Source organism: Priestia flexa NBRC 15715, from assembly GCF_001591565.1.
Taxonomy (GTDB): Bacteria; Bacillota; Bacilli; order Bacillales; family Bacillaceae_H; genus Priestia; species Priestia flexa.
Window position 1 is genome coordinate 1 of record NZ_BCVD01000040.1, and the last position, 21,999, is coordinate 21,999.

Consider the following 21,999-nt stretch of genomic DNA (forward strand, 5'->3'; position numbering starts at 1 on the left):
AGTTAACTAAAATAGTTTTATCAAATAAACATGCTTATCGTCAAGATAAAACTTCCTAAAAGATAGTATTTTCTTTTTTCAGAAAAAAAGCCATAAAAAAAACATGCTTGCGATAAGCGTAAGCATGTCTAATACGTAAATAATCCTGTTAAAAACGTGCGCCATTTTGGAGGCTTTTTCGCGGCTGCAAACTGACTGTCTTTTAAGCGCGTTTCAAATTCCTCTACCTTTGCTTGGAGCTTTATCATCTTTTTCGTTAACTGATCAATTTCTTTTCGGTGCTCAAGAAGCTGAAACGTGACCACTTCTCCTGCTTTTTCTTCCGTTCTTTTTTCATTTTCAATTAAGCGCATTAATAGCTGGTCAATTTGCCGTTGCATTTCTTGATTAGGCTCTTCTACTTCTTTGTGCTTTGCAGACTGATAAGCCTCAAGCTTTTCTTGCAGTACAGATACCTGAGCTTCTACATCATGTAGCTTTTGGTTGTCCTTATCATCAACCGCTACTGAAGCCGCCACTTCTTCATGAGCTGACCACTTCTCATAAAGTTCATCCATTTGTTTTTGAAGCTGCTCAATGCGATCATCACTTGCTTCAACCACTTTCACAACCGCTTGGCGATTCCGATTGTTCTTAAACTCCTCAAGCTTCGTAACATTTTCTTCTGTAAACTCCCAGTGTCCAGCATCATTTCGTTGAATATCAATGTCTGCAAGCTTTGCCCATTTCAAAACCGTACTCGGATGAATTCCTAACTGTTTGGCCACGTCAAGCGTTTTTATTGCCATCGTAATCCCTCCATCTTCTTGTTATACTAGCAACTTCGCTACGAAACAAAGATTCCCTTCATTCGTGACAAAACTAGAAGGAATTCGGCAAAGAAAGTGGGAATTCAACAAAGAAGGAGCTGGAACATAACGAAATAATCCCTTCTCAAAGACGAAACATTATTTCTTCAACATCACTAGGTTGTAAGAACAAGCTCGTTCCATTACGCTACGGACACTCGCTTTTCACGGGGAGGAAGCTGAACCTCCTCGCTGCGCTTGCGGGGTCTCAGCCTTTCCTCTATTTCCCGCAGCAGTCTCGTTTCCTACCCTCCATTCCACTCTTTTTTAAACTTGTTTTCTGAATCAACAAAAAACGAGTTATTAGGAGTTCACTCCCAATAACTCGGATATATCACTGACTGAAATACTTATGTCCTAGCATTTTTTTAGGATTTGCCAAGTATCCACTTGCTTTTTGAAAACAAAATATTTGCAATTGCAAACAAACAGGCAATTACTACTCCAATACTAAGCGTTACAAGCCCTATACTTGTCATGTCGAACACCCCGTATAATAGCTGTTTGATAAGAGCATAGACGTTATAAACTGGTATAAGAAAATCAATGTTGGTCAATTCATTGATGGATGTACCAGCCAACAAAAAGTATGGAATGAAGGCAAGCATAAGAACAGGTGAAGCATAGTTTTGGGCTTCCTTAACCGTATTTGCTAATAGGCTAAAAATAGATAGTATCACGCCTACTAACAAAGAAAATAATACGATTCCAAGAAGTAACGAGATGCTAAATATCCCCAAATGACTGAATAAGTCTAATGCTTTTCCCAAGTTTTCTGTAAAATATTGAATAAATACAACAAATGTCACTAGGGACAGAATACCACTAATCATGCCAAGTGTTGAAATGGCTAGCCACTTTCCTATGATAAGATGAATTTTTTTCACTGGCGTCATTAATAAACCTTCCATTGTATTTTTTTCTTTTTCACCAGCAAACATATCGTTCGCTGAAGGCAGACACCCTGCAATAATCGTCATAATAATAAGGAGGGGAGCAAACATTGAAACCATTCCAAGTGAACTATCTTCACCATTTACATTTTTGGTTTTAATTACAAACGGCGAGAGCGTTCGCTCATCCACCTCTAACTCCAGTAACTGTTCATTTACTAAACCTTTTTGCTGCTTTTCTAATAGGGTACTCACATATGCATTAGCAGCATCTCCTTTCCCGCTTGTAAGATCACTATATATCGTAATTTCGGGGGATTTTAAATTTGTCATTTGCTCAGAAAAATTTTGGCTTTCCTTTATTGCAAGAGAAGCTTCTCCTTCTTCAACCGCTTTTAATGGATTTGCAACTTTCATAACTTCAATACTTTTGTCTTGCTTTAACCAACTAGTAACATGCTGATCAGCTCGTTCACCAATCGCTACTGTAATTGATTTATTTTCTTTATCTGAACCATACGAGTCTACAAAATATAACATTCCTATATTCATGACCATTGGAATTAATACACTGAGATAAATGGTTTTCTTATCTCTTAAAGAATCCACTAATTCTTTTATATACACATGCCAAATCACATTAAGCCCCCCTTATAATACGAGACATAAAAATATAGTTTAAATCTCTGCTTTCTTCTTCTTCATACAAAGATTCATTTGTTCCGTGGTATACCATTTGTCCTTTGTGTATCATAATGACAGATTCACAGAGCTGCTCAACTTCTTCCATTATGTGACTGGAAAAGATGATAGTCTTCCCTTCTTTTTTCAAGCTTCGCACAAGCTCACGAAACATATTAGCAGACGTAATATCAAGACCTGTCGTTGGTTCGTCAAACAAGATAACATCTGGATTATGTAGAAGCGTCCTTGCAATCGCTACCTTTTGACGCATTCCTTTTGAAAATCCGCCTACTCTTCGGTCCAAATAGTCCCGCATACCAAACCGCTTCGCTAACTCTTCAATTCTTACTTTTGTTTCATGCTTGCTCATTCCATAAAACTTTGCAAAGTACGATAAGTTTTCTCTTGCAGTCAAACGGTCGTATAATCCCGTTTCTCCTCCAAACAATACGCCCATTCTTTTTTTCACTTTGCTAGGTTCCTTATGAATATTAATACCATCAATTAAAATGCTACCTTCTGATGGTTCCATTACGGTTGAAATCATGCGCAAAAGCGTCGTTTTCCCTGCTCCGTTTTCACCTAAAAGCCCCACAACTTCCCCTTTTTCCACCGTGACGTTTACACTTTGTACTGCTTGAATTTTTTCTTTTTTTTCAACAAATAGTTTCGAGACGTTTTTTAGTTCAATCATCCTTGTACCCCTTTCCGTTCTTTTGATTGTTTTTATTTTACAAAAGAATCTGGAACAAAACACCGAACTTGTCATTAAAAGGGCATTTCTTGTCACGAAGCGTCCCTTTTCATTTCTTAGACATGGTAAAATAATGAAGAAACTTTTTATACATGTGAGGGTCTGATATGAAGATTGGGTTGGTAGATGATCAAAAATATGATTTAGAAAAGTTAAAATTATCGTTAAAAAACGCAGATAATCTTGAGGTTATTTTTGCAACAAGTGATGCTGAAGAAGCATACGAAGAAATTAAAAAAGACGAAATTGACTTGCTCATTACAGATATAGAAATGCCTTCGCTATCAGGGTATGAGTTAGCTGATTTTATAAATAGCTACGCGCTAAATATTAAAGTCATCTTTGTTACAGGTCATACCGGCTTTGCAGTACATGCTTTTGAATTGAACGTTCTAGACTACATTATGAAGCCTTACTCGAAAGAACGATTATTTAAAGGTATTAATCGATTTTTACAAACAAATGAGTCTCAAGGTAAAAAGGGAAAGCTTGTCTTAAAACAAAAAAATGAAATGCAAATTATTGATAAAAAAGACATTATCTTCGCTGAACGAACAGGGAGATCAACTACCATTTTTACAACAGATGGCAGTTATTCTACATACCTTTCCCTAAGCGACTTGGAAAAAGAGCTCAGCACGTCTCATTTTATTCGTTCTCATCGAGCTTTCATTATTAATGTTCAATACGTCAAAAATTTTTCTATCTATACGAAACACTCTTATTCCATTTCGTTTCAACAAACCAATCAAACGGCACTTATTACGAAAGGAAACTTAGACCTATTACAGCGACATTACTTCTAAAGGAGCTTGTTTGTATGAAATATCTCTTATTAATAACAGCTCTGTGTACCACAGCTGTTTTACTCTTCAAACCATTATCCACTTGGACCATCATATTTATCTGTACAGTCATGTGGAGCAGCGTATATGTGTACATGAAACGAGTTTCTTTTACTCATCCTATTTCGTGGATTTCATGCACGTTCTCAATTTGTATAGTCAGCGGCATGTGGTGTACTAACTCACCTTTACTACTCCTACTATTACTGGCTGTGCTATTGATGTACTACTTTGAAATCGCAAGCGTACATAATTACCTATTCTCGATTAGTAAACGCGAACTTGCAGCATCAGCTGAACTCTCAAAAGTAAATGAAGTATTCCAACAAATTCGGGCTGAGCGACATGATTTTATGAAGCATATTAGCGCCGTGTCCTACCTTATGGATAGTAAGCAACATCAAAAAGCCAATGCATATATGCAGCAATATGTGGATGCACTTCAGAACACCAATACATACATGCAAGGCGAAAGCGGACATATCGCTTCCATGCTATATCAATGGAAACAACAAGCAGCCCAAGATAACATTGAGTTAGTCTTTCAGTTTGAAAACCCGTTATCACAGCTTCCTATCACAAAGCTTAATCAAATGAACCTATTGGTAAACCTTTTGGAAAATGCCTTTGATGCGGCACGGTGCACAGACGAGAAGTATATTTGTATTAAATCTCTAGTTAAAAGTGGAATTTATATACTGGAAGTGACCAATTCCACACCTCCACTCTCTAATGAGCTGCAGGATCAACTATTCAAACAGTTTAACAAAACCACCAAATCAGGAAGCCATGAAGGACTTGGAACGTTTGTCATTCATGAGCTAGTTCGGCACTCTAACGGCTATCTGGATTATCTTTATTACCACCAGCGTTTAACCGTTAAACTGAAGTTTCCAATTGTTGTATAGCCTTTTAATTTGTTAGCAATCGTACAAACTAATGATACACGCTGGCAAAAGTCCACCTTGTGAAATCATAGGTAAAATAATATTCTTTTTTAATTAAATGGCTTGCATTTATCTCTAAAAACGAATATTATATATCATGTTGCTTTTAATGTTCGTTATTTTTGGAGGTACTTATGTTTAAGTTACAAGAAGCTAACACGAATGCTAAAACAGAGGTTTTAGCTGGAATTACTACGTTTTTAACAATGGTTTATATCGTGGTTGTAAACCCTGTAATTTTATCAGATGCAGGTGTACCGTTTGATCAAGTATTTATGGCAACCATCATTTCAGCCGTTATTGGTACGTTGTGGATGGCACTTGCCGCCAATTATCCAATTGCAATTGCGCCAGGTATGGGATTAAACGCATATTTTGCATACTCTGTTGTCGGTTCACACGGTAACATCGATTATAGAATTGCTTTTGCGGCCGTGTTTGTCGCAGGTATTATTTTCGTTATTTTGTCGCTCACGCCGTTTCGTGAGAAATTAATCGAAGCCATTCCAGGCAACTTAAAACATGGAATTACAGCTGGTATTGGCCTTTTCATCGCCTTTGTCGGCCTTCGTTCAGCAGGTATTATTGTCGCAAACGAATCCAACCTTGTAGGCTTAGGAGATCTTCAATCTCCTGGCGTTGTACTCACTTTAGTGGGATTGGCCATTACCATTGCGCTATATGCAATGAATATCAACGGGGCATTGTTTTTCGGTATGCTTATTACAGCCGTTATCGCGCTTTTCACAGGTCAGCTTTCATTTGACCAGGGGTTTGTGTCTGCCCCTTCTCTACCAGAAGGACTTCTAATTACAAATCCGCTAACTGCGTTTGGTGACGTTATTCAGCACGGTTTGTATGCTGTTGTATTTTCTTTCTTACTGGTAACCATTTTTGATACAACAGGTACGATGATTGGTGTAGCACAACAAGCAGGATTAATGAAAGATAACCATATGCCAAAAGCACGCCAAGCTCTTCTTGCAGATTCTTTTGGTACATCAATTGGTGCAATGTTTGGAACAAGTCCAACAACTGCTTTCATTGAGTCTTCAGCTGGTGTTGCTGCAGGTGGACGTACAGGTTTAACTGGCGTAACCGTAGCTCTTTTATTCATTATTGCTGCGTTCTTTAGCCCGCTTGTAAGCGCCGTTTCAGGCATTGCAGCGATTACGTCTCCAGCTTTAATTATTGTAGGTAGCTTAATGATGGGCTCTATTGCAAAGATTAACTGGAGCGAATTTGATGAAGCATTCCCTGCGTTTCTTGTTATTTTAACAATGCCTCTGACATCAAGCATTGCAACTGGAATTGCGCTAGGATTTATCTCACATCCACTAATGAAGATTGTAAAAGGTAAAGCAAAAGAGGTTCACCCCCTTGTTTATGTATTTGCTGTTTTATTCTTATATCAACTTGTGTTTTTACCACACTAAAAGCGATGCTTATGCATCGCTTTTTTATTTGAGATACGTTGGATTTAAGTGGAATCCTTTTCGTTATTTGGTATACTGAATATACAGAAAACGTCTTCATTGAAAGGAGCTTCATATGAAAAAACAGCTTGGCACGCTTATGTTTATCTTGTTTATGATTTTTGTCGGATTCGGCATTATTATTCCGATTGTGCCAGAAGTCATTCGCATAACTGGAGCTAGCTCAGTTAACCTTGGACTCTTAATGGCAAGTTATTCTATCGCATCTTTCTTGATCGCTCCATTTTGGGGAAGTCTATCTGACCGAAAAGGTAGAAGACCCGTTCTTCTTACGGGCTTAATCGGATTTAGCGCTAGTTTCTTTATTTTTTCATTCGCTAATGACTCACTCGTTCTGATGTACATATCACGTATTCTTGGAGGTTTATTTGCCGGAGCGGTTATTCCATGTGCATTCGCTTACGCTTCTGATATTACCACGGAAGAAAATCGCACAAAAGCAATGGGCCTTTTAGGAATGACAATCGGGCTTGGCTTTATTTTTGGACCAGCATTAGGTGGACTGTTATCGTCCGTGAGCTTATTTTTCCCATTTACCATTTCAGGGATATTGGCACTAATTATGACGACCTATGCTTTCTTTGCATTACCGGAATCGCTCCAGCAAGAAAGCGTCTCTCAGGAAAAGAAAACTACGCTGCAAGATTTCAACACGGATTTTAAAGGCGCAATGAAGTATTTATATTTACTCTCCTTTTTTGGAACGTTTACGCTAGCTGGCCTTGAAGCAACTTTTCAATTTTTTCAAATCGAACGCATTGATGTAACCCCTACCATGATTGGCTGGATGTTTATGGCCAGTGGCGTTACGCAAGCTGTTATTCAAGGCGGGGTTTTACAGCGATTTAAGCAAGGAAATGAGAAAAAGCTAATTGCTGTTGGTTTAATTGTCTCAGCGGTCGGATTTGCATCCATTTTATTTTCATCCAATTTATTTAACGCAACGGTTTTCCTTTGCATCTTTACAGCCGGCAATGCCCTTATTCGCCCTTGTGTACTCGCTCTGATTACCCTTAAAACGAATATCGGCTATGGGTCAGCTTCAGGTATTAATTCATCAATGGATAGCTTAGGAAGGATTTTCGGGCCTCTGATGGGAGCCTTTGCTTTTGAACTGAACAGCATGTATCCATTTTTAATTGGAGCTGTATTAACATTCGGTGCGCTCCTTCTGCTTCAACGTCATATTGCACTCGACTATTCACCCAAAGAAATAACACCTAGCTCTTAACTAAGAAAAGACTTTAGCTTTTTTGGCTAAAGTCTTTTCTTATCGCTTGAAATACCTGGACGATTTCATCATAAAACACCATAGTACCTAAACCGATAACCAACAGTATAGTTGAATTGAAAGCACACCCACATCTAAAAAGACGCGCCTCACTATTAAGATGAGGCCAACAACGAAACCGGGATCAGAAGGAGCTTTTAAATCATCAGCTTCTTTCTCTTCTTCATATAGTTCGCTCTCTGATTTATCTTCAGCTACTTGTTCAGTGCTTGACTGTTTTTTTCAAAAGCTCATCTAACGTCACATTATAAAATTCAACTTGCTCAATGTATACTGCTTCCTCTTTATCATCTAAGAATTTCACCGTGTACTTATTGTAATATTTTCAATTCTCTTTTCCGATTTTAAGTTATTATCTCCATCAAATTCTACCACTCCAAATTTATGATCTATTGTTTCATAAAAAGCTAATAAAGAGTTTGCAACAGGTTGTGGAGTTGTTTGTAACAGCACGTCTAATCCTTCTAATTCTTTATATTTACTAAACTCCCTCACTAATTGTTCCGGTGAATTGCTACATGCTGATAAACATAGTAAGAAAAGTGCTAACACCGCTATAAAAAGCTCGTTCATATAATTCCCCCTCCTTTTTAATTCTACATCCATTACAATTAATTTCCTATATATCCATAACATAAAAATTACCATTTTTCGTCAATTTTATTGCTTTGGAAATAAAATTGACGAAAATAGCACATTCTCAAATTAAAAAGTAAATACCATAAGATTTCATTACGTGAAGGGGGAAATGGCGAAAGTTTAGCAATCTTTAATAAAATAACCCTTAAGCTTATAATGCTTTTCTGACTCAATATAAGCTCTTTTTCTCTTTTACAATACATTTACGTTTACGACGAATAAAAGCCCAGAAGCAATCTTCTAGGCTTTTATTCGTCGTCCTCTAAGAAGTCTAGTACGCGATCAATAAATTGTTCGCTACCTTCGTCATTTCCGTGCTCAATTAACAGCTCCATGTTCAGCCTCCTTTTAAAATTGTTAGAATATTCTTGCTTTATACCTTACCACAATTCCAACCAAGTTGTAACGGTTATTTTGTGTAAAAATTTCGACAAATATCATCTCTTTTCAACGAAAAAAGAAAAGAGAGAAGATAAGCATCTTATCATGATTATAGACAAGACTGCAATTGATATGAATACAACCTTAAGCGTATGTACCTTTCAGCCATCCAACTCGCTTTAATTTTGCTATACAAGCTTCTTTTAAACCTTCTTCTGTGTAGCCCTCAATAACTTTGCAGTCAATTCCAATGGCATACGTATCCCTTCCGCTCTTTACTACAATTTCGTAAAACGTCTCAAGCTTTCTACAGGTAAAATCATTAATCTCCTTCAATTGATTTAATACATCGTTTAGCACTTCTTCATGATTCTTTATAATCGTTTGTGTCATCCGTATCTCTCCTTCTAATAAAATCAAAAAAGCTCATTTTGCTTTAGATGCAAAATGAGCTTTCACCCGTCTTATCACCCAAAGCTAATGCTTTGCTGGTAGGAGCACCTTACGTTGGTAGGTTGCTGTGGAGTCATAGAGCCAGATCTCTCGTCCACTCGTGATAACTTTTTAAATTAGATTTCATTATACCAAATATCTCCTATTTAGCAAGAGTATTTTTTAAATTTTTCTTTTTTTCAGTTTTGTCACTCTTTTTAACCTATGCATAGTAAAGCGAGAATATTTTCCTTTCTTTACGTAAAAACTAACAAAAAAAACGTAATGTAATTCTTTAATTAAATCCTTGGATAATTTTCTGATTATTCTTTCATTTGACCAAACTCTACCTTTGCTTATAAAATGAAGATTTGTAGAAAGGAGCACGAAAAACTATATGTATACGTATCAAATTGGCAATCAAACAATTGACTACAAAATTAAAGTCGTTCCAAATAAAACCGATATTACGGTCCAAATTTGTGACAATGAAGGGGTAACCGTAATTATCCCACGAGGCTTAAACGAGCACAACGTTCGCTCTGTTATTTCTCGTAAAGCGACTTGGATTTTAAAACAACTTAACGGTGGTAATCAACCAACCGAAGCAAAAAAACCAGCTGCTAAAAAAGCCGAAAAAGCAAAAACTGAGAACAAAACGCCAGCTGCACCTAAAGCAAAGACGTCATCTTTTGAAAACGATGACAAATTTTCGTATTTAGGTCGTCAGTACCGCTTAAACATCGTTCGTGATAATGTGGAGCAACCTGAGATGACGTTCCGTGCTAAATTTATCGCAACAGTGCCATCATCCTGGTCTGAACAAGAAACAAACGAGGGAATTCAAAACCTTTTAACAGAATGGTACCAAGGACGAGCAAATGAAAAATTCAGCGAAGCACTAAAAACAGTGAAAAAACAAGCAGCAGATGCACCTGACTCTGTAGCGTGGAAGGAACTGCAAGATACATATGCAACGATGGAAAACGGTGAGCTAGTATTGAACTGGCGTCTACTTCTAGCACCATTAACAACAATTGAATATGTGATTGCTTCACAATTTACAGATGCAGACTCATTATTTGAAGATGCAGCAGAGCGTAAACAATGGTTAGAAGAAAATAGCTTACAAGCATTCTAATCAGCTAACAGCAAAACACCCATCCTAAACTACACAAAGGACGGGTGTTTTTGCATATTGTGTTTTGTTAAAACTTAATTATAATAAAAAATGTTTATAGTTGAATAATATAGGTTAAGTATATGTAAAGGTAGTATAAAATTTAATTTTGCTCCTTTATCTATCTTCAGAAAGGATGTGCACCTAATGAAAGGACAAAGCTTTTTCATTTTAGGTCTTATTTTCGCTCTTATTATTGCTATCTTAGCTGTCATCAACAATGAGCCAGTTCAATTTAACTATGTCTTTGGCTCACAAGACTGGCCACTTATTTTAATTATTTTAACATCAGCTGTATTCGGTGGTGTCGTCGCTGCTTCACTAAGCTTTGTTAAAATCACTCAGCTTAAAAGTAAAAACAAGCAACAAACAAAACGAATTGCCGAACTAGAAACGCAACTAGCCACTCACTCAGAACCACAAGCTGATCTAGAAAAACCTTTATCAACGCAAGGTGAACCATCAGCTTAATATAGAGATATACTAAAATCCTGCTTTCCCAACACTACGGGAGGGCAGGTTTTTTTGTTTTTCCTCCTTACCCCCTATAACCAATTATTATAATAAAGGGTGTATTAGCTATGTCAGTAGCCTGTGAGTGAAATGGGAAATGTTTGACTCCTACGGAATTACCAAGACGGCTTGAAACCCCGCAGAAACGCAATGACGAGGAAGGCAGGCGCGAACCACGTGGAAAGCGAACAATCCGGAGTGAAAATCACGACTCGTTGCGCGCGCTCGTCCTTCTTCCACACCCAAACACTTATAGAGATACGTAGTTTCCCTCCTACTCAAGAAGCCCGTGATTGAAACGGAAGATGCGAGACTCCTGCAGGACTAGCGAGTGCTCTGAGATCCCGCAGTTTACGAGGAAGCTCAGACCGAGCCCTGCGGAAAGCGAGCAATCCGGAGTGAAAATCACCACCCATTGCATGCGTCTTCCCTCCTATGAAAATATGAATAACACGCATATACAAATGGAAATCTTTAGCTAACAATGGTACAATCAATTCTGTTCTTTATTCTTTCTATTTGATTTAACAAAACGATTCACTTAAAAAAGAAGGTGCTCTTATATTGAGAAAAACTCGCATAAAACGAGAAATCATAATCTATTGCTCCATCATTCTCGGAACACTTCTCTTTTCTCTTATTGTGCAACAGTATTTCTTTCAGCCTTATACCGTTAAAGGAGACTCTATGAATCCTACGCTTCAAGAAGGCAACCGTATTATTATTAATAAACTAAGCAACTATCAACGCTTCGATCTCGTCGTCCTTCACTCTCCTCATGACCAAGACGAGTACCTCGTTAAAAGAATAATCGGTGTTGCAGGCGAAAAGATTGAATACATTGATGACCAGCTCTATATTAATAACCAAAAAGTAAGTGAACCTCACTTACATAAATACCTACAGCATATCCCGACATACGAACGCTTCACTGAAAACTTCTCTACCGAAGAACTCGTAAATGACGGCATCATTCCTCATGGATTCGTCCTTGTACTCGGAGACAACCGTAGAATAAGCCGCGATGGCCGACACTTCGGATTAACACCTGTCTCAGACATCGTTGGTGAAGTCGATGTGAAATATTGGCCTCTGACTGATCTCAAACTAATGCACTAAAAAAAGGAGCGGCGTCCGCTCCTTTTTTAATACCCATTCTCTTCATACAACTCAAGCGGAAGGCCGTCTGGATCTGCAAAAAACGTAAATAACCTTCCTGTTAACTCATCCACTCGAATCGGTTCTACCTCAATGCCTCTACTCTCTAACTCTACTTTTGCTGCTTCCACGTCTTCAACAGCAAAAGCTAAATGCCGAAGACCACAAGCCTCTGGTTGTGATGGACGAGCTGGAGGATTTGGAAATGAAAACAACTCAATTTGTACTCCTGGCGCTAGCTCTAAGTCTAGCTTATAAGAGTCGCGATGCTCTCGATATGTCTCTTCTAAAATACGCGCTCCTAGCTTTTCTACATAAAACGCTTTTGATTGCTCATAATTACTTGCGATGATTGCTACATGGTGAATTCTCTTAAACTCCATCCTTGCCCTCCTATGTAATCATTGCTTTCATCATAACCGAGCAACTAAAAAAAGAAAAGACACATTTACTATTTTAGGAAATTCTCTTTCCGTTCGTATCGTTTAAACTAATTTCCCACTCTGTTCAATCGTTTTTTTGTCATCAAACATAGTTTTATAGTATACTATTTTTCAAATCAATTTTTGAGCGACTATACTATTTATTCCTATTACTACTTGAAGGGAGGTGGTTTTCTGATGGGATTGCGATGTATAAAATTAGCAAGCTTGCAGAGATGGCATTTATAACAAAACGCACGGTAAATTACTATTCAAAAGAATTACTCGTACATCTTCGTCTTATTGAAGCTTTAAAACAAAAAGGGCTTTTGCTTAGAAAAAGGAAGCAACAATTGGAGAATACATCCCATATAGAAAACAAGACCCTCCTTCATAAAGACGAGCTTATAACAACATCATTATACACGACGACAAAAAGTGTAGCGTCAAGAATAAAAGGCTTAATGACGGTGAAAAAACTTCTGTTAAGCAATCACTAGAGCCACTCTCACGCACTCACTTCTCATGCTCTTGTCGTAATTTGATTATTTACAGGAGGTGTTTACTTACTTTGCTTACGCAGAGTAAGTATGTTCATTGATAACCATTAATTTAATTTTAGTTGCCTTTTTAATTGCTTTAACTGCTTATTTTGTTGCGACAGAGTTTGCGATTGTAAAACTTCGTAGCTCTCGTGTCGATCAGCTCGTAGCAGAAGGTCGAAAAGGAGCGGTCGCAGTGAAGACCGTCACGACTCACCTAGATGAATACTTATCCGCATGTCAGCTTGGTATTACCATTACAGCACTTGGATTAGGTTGGCTAGGTGAACCAACAGTTGAGCGCATTTTAAATCCAGTTTTCGCAGACTTAGGTGTTCCATCTTCCGTTTCACACGTGCTTTCGTTTGTAATCGCTTTTGCGTCGGTTACGTTTTTCCACGTCGTTGTTGGAGAGTTAGCACCGAAAACGGCGGCGATTCAAAAAGCTGAAACGGTGACGCTTCTGTTTGCACCACCGTTAATTGTCTTTTATAAAGTCATGTTTCCTTTCATTTGGTTACTTAACGGTTCAGCTCGCTTATTAACAGGCTTATTTGGATTAAAACCAGCCTCAGAGCACGAGCTAGCGCACAGTGAAGAAGAGCTTCGCATCATCTTATCAGAAAGCTATAAAGGCGGCGAAATTAATCAATCTGAATACAAATATGTAAACAACATTTTTGAATTTGACAACCGCGTTGCTCGTGAAATCATGGTGCCAAGAACTGAAATGGCCGTTGTTTCTGAAGACGATACAATTGACGAATTTTTAAAAGTGGCTGTAGAAGATCGCTATACTCGTTATCCAATTATCATTGATGGGGATAAAGATAATATTATCGGCCTTGTCAACATCAAAGAAATTCTAAACGATGTGGTCTTAAACGATGCTGTGCGTAATCAGCCTGTCAAAACGTATATGAAACCAATTATTCAAGTCATTGAATCAGTCCCAATTCAAGATTTACTACTATCCATGCAGAAACAGCGTACGCATATGGCGGTGCTTATTGATGAATATGGTGGTACAGCTGGTATTGTAACGGTTGAAGATATTTTAGAAGAGATTGTTGGGGAAATTCGCGATGAGTTTGATACAGATGAAAAGCCGTATGTTCAAAAGCTTAGCGATCAACACTTTATCTTCAATTCAAAAGTATTGCTTGATGAAGTAAATGAAGTGCTTGATATTCAACTTGAGCACGAAGACATCGATACGCTCGGTGGATGGATGCTTCTTCAAAACATTGATATTCAAGAAAATGAATCCGTCACTCTATACGGATATGAATTCACGGTAAAAGAAATGGACGGACATCAAATGAAAGAAGTAGAAGTTCGTCAATTATCTCAGGAAGAAAACGAAGTGCAACAAGAAGCACTAAAAATTGAAATATAACCGAAAAAGCTGCCTCGAGGCAGCTTTTTTCATTTCTGAACAACTAATGGATAGCTATCTTCAAAATGCATAGCTACAGCATCTACTATAAGCGGACCTTTCTGTAAAACTTTCGTACTTGTAAGTTTTGAAAAGCCATCTCCACCTTCTTGCAGATAGTTTGACAGAGCAATCGTATACGTTTGAGTCAGTTCAATCGGCTCACCACTTTCTGCTTTAATCTCTTCAATCCGCTCACCAAACGGCGCTAAGTCATTCCATTCCACTGTAATGCCCGCTGTTTGTAAAGCTGCATCATATTTTTCACTCCACTGCTGTTCCAAAATTTCATACAGGTCTCCCCCTGTTACCTCAATCTTGACGAGATGATGCTCAAAAGGAAAAGCTGTATACAAATCTTTTTTCGTCACGTCGCCCTTCGGAAGGCTCGCTCGAATTCCCCCATGATGAACAAGCGCGATATCCGCCTGCATTTCTTTTCTGCTTGCTTCTGCCACAAGCTGAGCAAGAGGCGACTCAGCTCGCTCATTTTTTTTACGCGTCAGCTGATAAGGAAGCGTTCCAATGCTTTTACCAGCATCCGTACCAAGCTGATCTTTATACGTTTGTAAAAACGTCATTACTTTTGGGTCTGGCTTTACGGATTCATGTTCTACGGGTACAATTTCCGCTTGTTTGTAAGCAATCTCTTCAGTACGCTTATCAATCCCAAGCTCAACTTGTGAAAAAGCTTTTCCATAGGAGTAAGCCTGAACGAGCAGCTTATCATCGACAACGGTATTAGCGTACTGATGGTTATGAGCTCCTAGCATGACGTCTACTTCGTCATCTACTTTATATGCCATTTCAGCTAAATCTTCCTTTGGATTCCCACCATTTTGATCAGACTGCACAGAAACATGAGCTAAGACGACAATAGAACGTATGCCCTGCTCTTTCAGTTGTTTTACGCTTTTGTTAATGGCATTTACCTCATCGGTAATCATTACTTCTTCTCGACTATTTGCCAAAACAAAATCGTTTGTATCCGTTGTGACAACTCCGATAAAGCCCATGTTCACTCCGTTTATTTTTTTGATGACATACGGCCGAAACACGGTTTCACCCGTTTTCTTATCTAAAATGTTGGCTGAGGTGTACTGTGCTGTAGCTCCTTTAAAGTTTCCTTTTTCCTGAGGGGATTCACCATGAATTAAGCGCTTCATTTCTGCTACTCCACGATCAAATTCATGATTGCCTGGCGTACCAATATCAACGTTTAGCAAATTTAAAAATTCAATTGTTGGTTCATCATTAAATAACGAAGAAATAGGAGGGCTCCCACCGACCATATCCCCTCCTCATGCTGTTATCGTTAGGCTACCATAGAAGCATTAAGGAAGTATGAACGATATGTAAAGACAAACATAACAAAAAGCGCATCAGCTAGGTCTGATACGCTTTTATCATGAAAATAAAATGCTTTTTTCTACTTGCTTTAAATGATAAAAGTAACCTTTCTTACTCATCAGCTCAGAGAACGAACCAACTTCAACCACTCTGCCTTCATCCATGACAATAATTTGATCCATCCGCTCTAAGCCAGCAAGACGGTGGCTAATGAAGATAAGCGTTGCGTCCTTTGCTTTTTGTGTTAGCTCGGCAATCACTTTTTGTTCCGTTAGCAAGTCCATTGATGAGAAAGGTTCATCCAGTAGCCAAACTCGGCCTTTTTTCAAAAATGCACGAGCCATTGCTAACTTTTGACGCTCGCCTCCAGATAGGTTTTCACCTTTTTCTAAGATGCGATCATCGAGCTCATACGCATGTAGCTCCACCGCTTGTAACGCTGCTTTTAACTCGATATCAGACGCGTTATCATTTGCTAGCAGGAGGTTGTCACGAACCGTCCCGTAGAAAAAATGATTTTCCTGCATCACGACATTCGTATAGCTCCACAAATCTTCTTGTTCAACATTCGTTAAGAACTCTTGATTAATGGATATGGTGCCTGAGGTAGGCTCATACAGCTTGACGAGCAGTTGAAACAAAGTGGATTTACCAGAACCACTAGGTCCTACAATTGCCGTTTTTGAGCCAGCTGAAAACGTAACAGAGACATCATCTAGTACGTTGCGATTTCCATACGCAAATGATAGATTTCTCACTTCTACGTCCATCGGTTCATCTTGAAGCACAGCTGAAACACGCTTCTTCACTTCTTTCTGGTTACCCATAACAGAAAACAGCTGCGCCGAAGAGCGACGGCTATCTTCGAAATGAGTCGGAAATGCAGCCATTGGAACTGCATATTCAAATACATTCAGTCCAATCATAATAAGCATTGCTAGGAATAACCCGTCCAGCTCGCCTCGCGTGACGTCATAGACGCCGAATAAAGTTACGGCCCAGCATACGAACATGGAAATAACTAAGCTCCACGATTGGCTTGCGTTTTCCGCTTCTTGCTTTCTTGCTTGAGCGCTTAAATAACGCTTAGATAATTCAGTTAGCTTTCCTTGCTTTTCTTCTACTTTTTGATGAACTTTTAAATCTCGAAACCCGTATAAAAACTCCGTTGTTTCTGCTGATAGCTCACTTCTGAGCTCTTGAGTAGATGCTTTTAAACGCTGCTGCCTCCACGCAGCAAGCATGGGTACAACAACCCCCGTGAGGAGCATTCCAATAGCTAAGGTCACGCTAATCCAAACTGAGTAAAACAATGTAAAGAAAATGGTGCTAATGAAAACAAAGAAAAAAACGATTGGCGGATAGAATACCCGCAGGAAAAAGTTTTGTAAATTTTCTACGTCTCCAACAATTCGTGCTAGTAAATCCCCGCTGCGGTACTGATGAAGTACGCTAGGCATGAGCGGTTCTAATTTTTCAAAAAAGCGTACGCGCAGGTTTCCCAAAATCGTAAAAGTTGCTCGGTGTGAATAATAACGCTCCGCATATTTTGTTACAGCTTTTGCAATACCAAACAGCTTTAAAAGCGCAAGCATAACCGTTAACGTATACAGCGGTGGAATAAGAGCTGCTTTGGAGATGACATACCCGCTTGCACCGAATAAAGAGATGCCGATGAGCCCTGCTAGTACACCGAATATCGTCGTATATACAATATCCTTTTTTTCTTTCAGTACAATTGTGCTGATTGTCAGTAAATTTCTCATCTAACACCCTCTCCTTGCTGCGCCTGCATCATGTCGCGGTAGCTGTCAATGCGCGTCATTAATTCATCATGCGTTCCTGAATCAATGACTTTTCCGTCTTGCAAATAAACAATTTGGTCCGCATTTCGAATCGTATAAAGTCGATGAGCAACGGTAATCATGGTTGCTCGCTCACTTAGCTCTTTAATGGATGATTGTAGAATTTGTTCCGTTACTAAATCGAGACCAGTTGTCGGTTCATCAAATACAATGAGAGAAGGCTGCTTAATAAATGCACGAGCTAGTGCAAGGCGCTGTTTCTCACCGCCAGAGAGGCCTCTTCCCCCTTCACCTATCAGCGTATCAAAGCCCGCTTCCATCGACTGAATAAGCGGTAACAGCCCCGCTTTTTCGGCTGCTTTTATAAGTTCTGCTTCCGTCACTTGAGTTTGTGTACCAAGGCAAATATTTTCTTTAATCGTTCCGGAAAATAAATACGGGTGCTGAGAAATATAGCTGATAGATTCAAACCAATCCGCTTCGCTAATGTCAGTTCGCTGTTTTCCATTAATGACTACTTGTCCTTCTGTTGGATCAATTAAACCCGAAATCAATCGAAGCAGCGTTGTTTTTCCTGATCCGTTTGGACCGATAATCGCTACTTTTTCAAACGGCTTAATGATTAACGAAACGTCACGTAATGAAAATGCTCCTTCTTGATAAGAAAAATGAATATCATCCAGCACGATATGAGCAGGTTGCCCTTGCTCTACTCGATGATTTCCCCACTTCACTCCGTGTTCGGAAGCTTCAAGCTCTTCTTTGATTTTATTCGTTGCCCCGATGCTACCTCTTCCAGCGTGAAATGCACTACCTAAATCTCGAAGCGATAGATAAAAATCCGGTGCGAGAATTAAAATAAAAAACGATGCAAAAAACGTAATATTTTCAAATACAACAAGGCGTAGGCCAAGCTCAAAGGCGATGAGACCAACGCTTAGCATCGCAATAAACTCCAGTGCCAGAGAAGATGAAAATGCTGTTTTCAAAACATCCATTGTCGCATCACGAAATTCAAAGCTTTTCTCTTTCATCTTGTCTTTTTGCACCTTTGCTTTGCGCATGAGCTTCAGCGTCGTTAATCCTTGCAGAACATCGAGGAAATGACCTGAAAAAGCCGTCATTTTTTCCATTTGAACATCCGCTTTTTTTTGCGTTTTTAACCCGATCACAATCATATAAATCGGGAAAAATGGTGCGGTTATCATCATTAATAATCCTGAAAACCAGTGCTGCGTAAACACGGCAAGTAAGATAATAAGCGGCAAAATACTCGTTTGGATGACCTGCGGAATATAGAAGCTAAAGTAGTTATCCACTTCATCAATCGCATCCATCGCTACGCTCGCTTTTTTACCCGTTTGGCCGCTTAACGAAGCTTGTAAAGGGTTGTTTGCATATTTTTCAAAAAGCTCTTCTCGGATTTCACCCTTCACTTTTTCACCAAGCTTAATTCCTAGTTTTCTTGATAGATAGATAAACAGCACCCGAGCAGTTAAGACAATTAATAAATAAATAAAAGAAGGAAGCACGTCTTGAAACGACGCGTCCTTCAAGAAGATTTGGTCGACAATGTACACAAAGAAATATGCTTGGCCAACTAACATCACACCGTTTAGCAACGATGATAGGATGAGCGGAATCATCATTTTTTTATGTGCAAATGCTCGTTTTCTCAGCAGTTCCATACACAATCGGTCTCCTTACGTTTAGTTAGCAGTACTTACTGATAAGGGCTTTTTCCTTTTGCCCCCCAGATGAACAAAAACACAATTGCACCAACCACAAGCAACACAGGTGCTATCATAATCAAAAACGTATTCACATTTCGTCCCTCCTTCACTTCTTACCCTGCACGTACTCGTTATCAAATAGAAACAGTCGCATCAATAAGTATAATGATGGAACGAGCAAGCATAGTCCTGCAAGAAAGGAAATGATAAGCGTGATGGCCATTGTATCGTTTGTGAAGCTATCATAAATCGTCACGTGCGGATAGAGTAAGTACGGTAAATGCGCCGCTCCGTACCCGTAAAATGCTGTGGCAAACTGCAGCATGACAAAGATAAATGATAAACCAAGACGCTTTTTCTTCCAGATAAAATAAACGGCTCCGACAAAGAACAAGAATGACAAAACAAACAGCCACGATACATCTAACATTTTCGCAAAGTGCTCGCTGTTATGATCTGACATGGCCCAAAAGACAAGAAAGCTAGCCAAAATCGTAGGTGTACTCCAAAACAATGCGTATTTACGCAAAATGCGAAATGCCCCTTCATCTCCTGCTTTGTGCGCGTAAAAGGTTAAAAAACAAGCAGAAATATACAGAACGCTCACCACTGCAAGAAGCACAACGGCCCATGAATAAAAGCTGGTGAACAACGCCCCGTAGTCAAGTGAAACATTCGTGCCGTTTAGCTTAATATAACCACCTTCTGAAATCGTCAAGACGATGGAAAGTGAAGCTGGAATTAAAAGTCCCGTTGCTCCGTATAAAAGTTGATAGCCTAGACGCCCTTTGTTTCCATAGTGGTGAAACGCATAGTACGAACCGCGAAGCGCAATTAAGATAATTGCGATGCTTCCAGGAACCAACAGTGCCGTTCCGTAATAATAAGCAAGAGACGGGAAGAAACCAACTAATCCAACATAGAAGAAAATCAAGAATACGTTCGTTACTTCCCATACCGGAGACAAGTAACGATTGATTACTTTTTGTACAACATGTCCTTTCCCTGTCACCGATGCATAGTAGTTAAAGAACCCTGCTCCAAAGTCAATTGAAGCAACGATTAAATAACCGTATAAAAATGTCCATAGTACCGTGATACCAATTACTTCGTAGCTCATAGTAGTCCTCCCTATTCAATCCCGCGTTTTTTCAATTCTTTTTCGACAGGATTTGCTCTAAAGGTACGAATAAGAACCGTCACGGCCGATACAATTAAAATGACGTATAAAGCAGCGAACAGATAAAGCATAATATCAACGTGCTGAGACGTTGTTGCTCCTTCTGCTGTACGCATAACGCCTCGAATAATCCAAGGCTGACGTCCTTCTTCTGTAAAGAACCATCCTGCTTCAATCGCAAGCATCGCTAGCGGCCCACCGGCTACTATTAAGCTAAGAAGCGGTTTGTTAAGCGGATTCCATGATTTTTTCTTTTTCATCACAATGTAAATAAATGAAATGAACGCAAGTCCCATTCCAATTGCAACCATCAAGTCGAACATGTAGTGAACAACAAGTGGCGGCCAATCTTCCTTAGGGTATTCTTCAAGCCCAATGACTTCAGCTCCCGGAGTTCCGTGAGCTAAAATACTGAGCGCATACGGAATTTCAAGCGCGTACTTCACTTCGTTATCTTCGGTTAAAATACCGCCTAAAATTAGCGAAGCTTCTTCCATTGTTTCAAAATGCCATTCAGCCGCTGCGAGTTTTTCAGGCTGATAGTTTGCTAAATATTTGCCTGACAAATCTCCAACAAGTGCCGTTACAATGGCAAAGACAAACGCAACGACCATTGATAAATGCAGCGCTTTTTTATGATAAACGTGATCGCGTCCTCGTAAAATTGCAAAAGCTGCAATAGCTGCAAGCACAAACGCAGACGTTAAATAAGCCGAGGATAAAACGTGCGACACTTTTGTCGGCGTCGCCGGGTTGAACATAGCCGCAATCGGATTAATATTTGAAAGCACGCCGTTTTCATATGTGAAGCCCAGCGGTGCGTTCATAAATGAGTTTACCGTTGTAATAAAGAAACCCGATGCGGTTGCACCAAGCGCAGCTGGAATTAACAGCAGCAAGTGATACATTTTATTTTTGAAGCGATCCCACGTATATAAATAAATTCCGAGGAAAATAGCTTCAAAGAAGAACGCAAATGTTTCTAAAAAGAGCGGAAAGCTAATGGTTTGACCAGCTACCTGCATAAAGTTTGGCCATAGCAAACTCAGCTGCAGTGCAATCGCTGTACCTGTCACAACTCCGACAGCAACCGTGATGATATATCCGCGTGCCCATCTTCTAGCGAGCAAGTGGTAGTGTTCATCGTTTCGTTTAATTCCTATCCATTCAGCAAGTGCAATTAAGAGTGGAACCCCGACTCCTAATGTTGAGAAAATCGTATGCACAGCTAGTGTTAAACCGGTTAAGATTCGACTATACAAGACCGGATCATACTCAAACACAAACATTTCCTCCTTTATGTAGGAAGAGAATTTTCTCTTCTCTTAGCAGATTGTAGTCCCTAGTATAAAAACTTCTTTTATAGTTGACCATACTGTTCACCATTTTGTTAAAGTTTGTTCACAATTTCACAATCTTAATTTCGACACAATTTTAGAAGGTCCTGTAAAAAAACAAGCTGAAATAT

Annotated in this window: 20 protein-coding genes and 1 riboswitch; of the genes, 8 read left to right on the forward strand and 12 right to left on the reverse strand. The window is 39.2% G+C overall.

Annotated elements, in window-relative coordinates; translation table 11 throughout:
* Positions 1–128: 128 nt before the first annotated feature.
* The 3 genes from BFL01S_RS08855 to BFL01S_RS08865 form a co-directional block, all read right to left on the reverse strand.
* The gene (locus BFL01S_RS08855) at positions 129–788 is read right to left on the reverse strand and encodes a MerR family transcriptional regulator (RefSeq protein WP_025910203.1); all 660 of its coding nucleotides are present in this window, start codon (positions 786–788) and stop codon (positions 129–131) included.
* A gap of 428 nt (positions 789–1,216) precedes the next feature.
* Positions 1,217–2,380, reverse strand: a complete 1,164-nt coding sequence (locus BFL01S_RS08860; protein ID WP_061785491.1) for an ABC transporter permease — start codon at positions 2,378–2,380, stop codon at positions 1,217–1,219.
* Between the two features lies 1 nt (position 2,381).
* A complete protein-coding gene (locus BFL01S_RS08865; protein ID WP_061785492.1) occupies positions 2,382–3,119 on the reverse strand; it encodes an ABC transporter ATP-binding protein in 738 nt (245 codons plus the stop codon).
* Between the two features lie 167 nt (positions 3,120–3,286).
* On the opposite strand from BFL01S_RS08865, the gene BFL01S_RS08870 reads away from it, so the two are divergent.
* The 4 genes from BFL01S_RS08870 (at position 3,287) to BFL01S_RS08885 (ending at position 7,698) form a co-directional block, all read left to right on the forward strand.
* The gene (locus BFL01S_RS08870) at positions 3,287–3,985 is read left to right on the forward strand and encodes a LytR/AlgR family response regulator transcription factor (protein WP_061785493.1); all 699 of its coding nucleotides are present in this window, start codon (positions 3,287–3,289) and stop codon (positions 3,983–3,985) included.
* 14 nt (positions 3,986–3,999) lie between these two features.
* A complete protein-coding gene (locus tag BFL01S_RS08875; protein ID WP_061785494.1) occupies positions 4,000–4,932 on the forward strand; it encodes a sensor histidine kinase in 933 nt (310 codons plus the stop codon).
* A gap of 173 nt (positions 4,933–5,105) precedes the next feature.
* On the forward strand, positions 5,106–6,407 hold the full coding sequence (locus BFL01S_RS08880) for an NCS2 family permease (protein WP_025910198.1): 1,302 nt from the start codon (positions 5,106–5,108) through the stop codon (positions 6,405–6,407).
* Positions 6,408–6,522: 115 nt separating this feature from the next.
* Positions 6,523–7,698: an MFS transporter gene (locus tag BFL01S_RS08885; RefSeq protein WP_061785495.1), complete on the forward strand. Its 1,176-nt coding sequence runs from the start codon at positions 6,523–6,525 to the stop codon at positions 7,696–7,698.
* A gap of 360 nt (positions 7,699–8,058) precedes the next feature.
* Here BFL01S_RS08885 and BFL01S_RS08890 read toward each other — a convergent pair whose 3' ends face one another.
* Both BFL01S_RS08890 and BFL01S_RS08895 read right to left on the reverse strand, forming a co-directional pair.
* Positions 8,059–8,331: a hypothetical protein gene (locus BFL01S_RS08890; protein WP_061785496.1), complete on the reverse strand. Its 273-nt coding sequence runs from the start codon at positions 8,329–8,331 to the stop codon at positions 8,059–8,061.
* Between the two features lie 591 nt (positions 8,332–8,922).
* Positions 8,923–9,171: a hypothetical protein gene (locus BFL01S_RS08895; protein ID WP_025910192.1), complete on the reverse strand. Its 249-nt coding sequence runs from the start codon at positions 9,169–9,171 to the stop codon at positions 8,923–8,925.
* 68 nt (positions 9,172–9,239) lie between these two features.
* A riboswitch (SAM riboswitch) is annotated at positions 9,240–9,341 on the reverse strand.
* A 266-nt stretch (positions 9,342–9,607) separates the two neighbouring features.
* Here BFL01S_RS08895 and BFL01S_RS08900 point away from each other — a divergent pair.
* The 3 genes from BFL01S_RS08900 (at position 9,608) to lepB (ending at position 12,022) form a co-directional block, all read left to right on the forward strand.
* Positions 9,608–10,351, forward strand: coding sequence for a M48 family metallopeptidase (locus BFL01S_RS08900; RefSeq protein ID WP_061785497.1), 744 nt, complete (start codon positions 9,608–9,610; stop codon positions 10,349–10,351).
* A gap of 186 nt (positions 10,352–10,537) precedes the next feature.
* Positions 10,538–10,861 carry a LapA family protein gene (locus tag BFL01S_RS08905; protein ID WP_025910188.1) on the forward strand — a complete coding sequence of 108 codons (324 nt, stop codon included), beginning with the start codon at positions 10,538–10,540 and terminating at the stop codon, positions 10,859–10,861.
* A gap of 606 nt (positions 10,862–11,467) precedes the next feature.
* Complete coding sequence (gene lepB / locus BFL01S_RS08910) at positions 11,468–12,022, forward strand: signal peptidase I (protein ID WP_025910186.1); 555 nt, start codon at positions 11,468–11,470, stop codon at positions 12,020–12,022.
* A 26-nt stretch (positions 12,023–12,048) separates the two neighbouring features.
* On the opposite strand, the gene gloA2 is transcribed toward lepB, so the two are convergent.
* Positions 12,049–12,444 carry an SMU1112c/YaeR family gloxylase I-like metalloprotein gene (gene gloA2, locus BFL01S_RS08915; protein ID WP_025910184.1) on the reverse strand — a complete coding sequence of 132 codons (396 nt, stop codon included), beginning with the start codon at positions 12,442–12,444 and terminating at the stop codon, positions 12,049–12,051.
* A gap of 636 nt (positions 12,445–13,080) precedes the next feature.
* On the opposite strand from gloA2, the gene BFL01S_RS08925 reads away from it, so the two are divergent.
* Positions 13,081–14,424 carry a hemolysin family protein gene (locus BFL01S_RS08925; protein ID WP_061785498.1) on the forward strand — a complete coding sequence of 448 codons (1,344 nt, stop codon included), beginning with the start codon at positions 13,081–13,083 and terminating at the stop codon, positions 14,422–14,424.
* Positions 14,425–14,453: 29 nt separating this feature from the next.
* Here BFL01S_RS08925 and BFL01S_RS08930 read toward each other — a convergent pair whose 3' ends face one another.
* From BFL01S_RS08930 to BFL01S_RS08950, 6 genes are all read right to left on the reverse strand, one after another.
* Positions 14,454–15,755 (reverse strand): bifunctional metallophosphatase/5'-nucleotidase, encoded by a 1,302-nt coding sequence (locus BFL01S_RS08930; protein WP_061785499.1) that lies wholly within the window; start codon positions 15,753–15,755, stop codon positions 14,454–14,456.
* A gap of 114 nt (positions 15,756–15,869) precedes the next feature.
* Complete coding sequence (gene cydC / locus BFL01S_RS08935; protein ID WP_061785500.1) at positions 15,870–17,579, reverse strand: thiol reductant ABC exporter subunit CydC; 1,710 nt, start codon at positions 17,577–17,579, stop codon at positions 15,870–15,872.
* Positions 17,576–19,306: a thiol reductant ABC exporter subunit CydD gene (cydD, locus tag BFL01S_RS08940; protein ID WP_025910178.1), complete on the reverse strand. Its 1,731-nt coding sequence runs from the start codon at positions 19,304–19,306 to the stop codon at positions 17,576–17,578. Before cydD ends, cydC begins: the two co-directional genes overlap by 4 nt.
* A gap of 35 nt (positions 19,307–19,341) precedes the next feature.
* Complete coding sequence (gene cydS / locus BFL01S_RS21440) at positions 19,342–19,443, reverse strand: cytochrome bd oxidase small subunit CydS family protein (protein ID WP_373688673.1); 102 nt, start codon at positions 19,441–19,443, stop codon at positions 19,342–19,344.
* A 14-nt stretch (positions 19,444–19,457) separates the two neighbouring features.
* Positions 19,458–20,471, reverse strand: a complete 1,014-nt coding sequence (locus BFL01S_RS08945; protein ID WP_061785501.1) for a cytochrome d ubiquinol oxidase subunit II — start codon at positions 20,469–20,471, stop codon at positions 19,458–19,460.
* An 11-nt stretch (positions 20,472–20,482) separates the two neighbouring features.
* Positions 20,483–21,814, reverse strand: a complete 1,332-nt coding sequence (locus tag BFL01S_RS08950) for a cytochrome ubiquinol oxidase subunit I (protein WP_061785502.1) — start codon at positions 21,812–21,814, stop codon at positions 20,483–20,485.
* Positions 21,815–21,999: the final 185 nt, after the last annotated feature.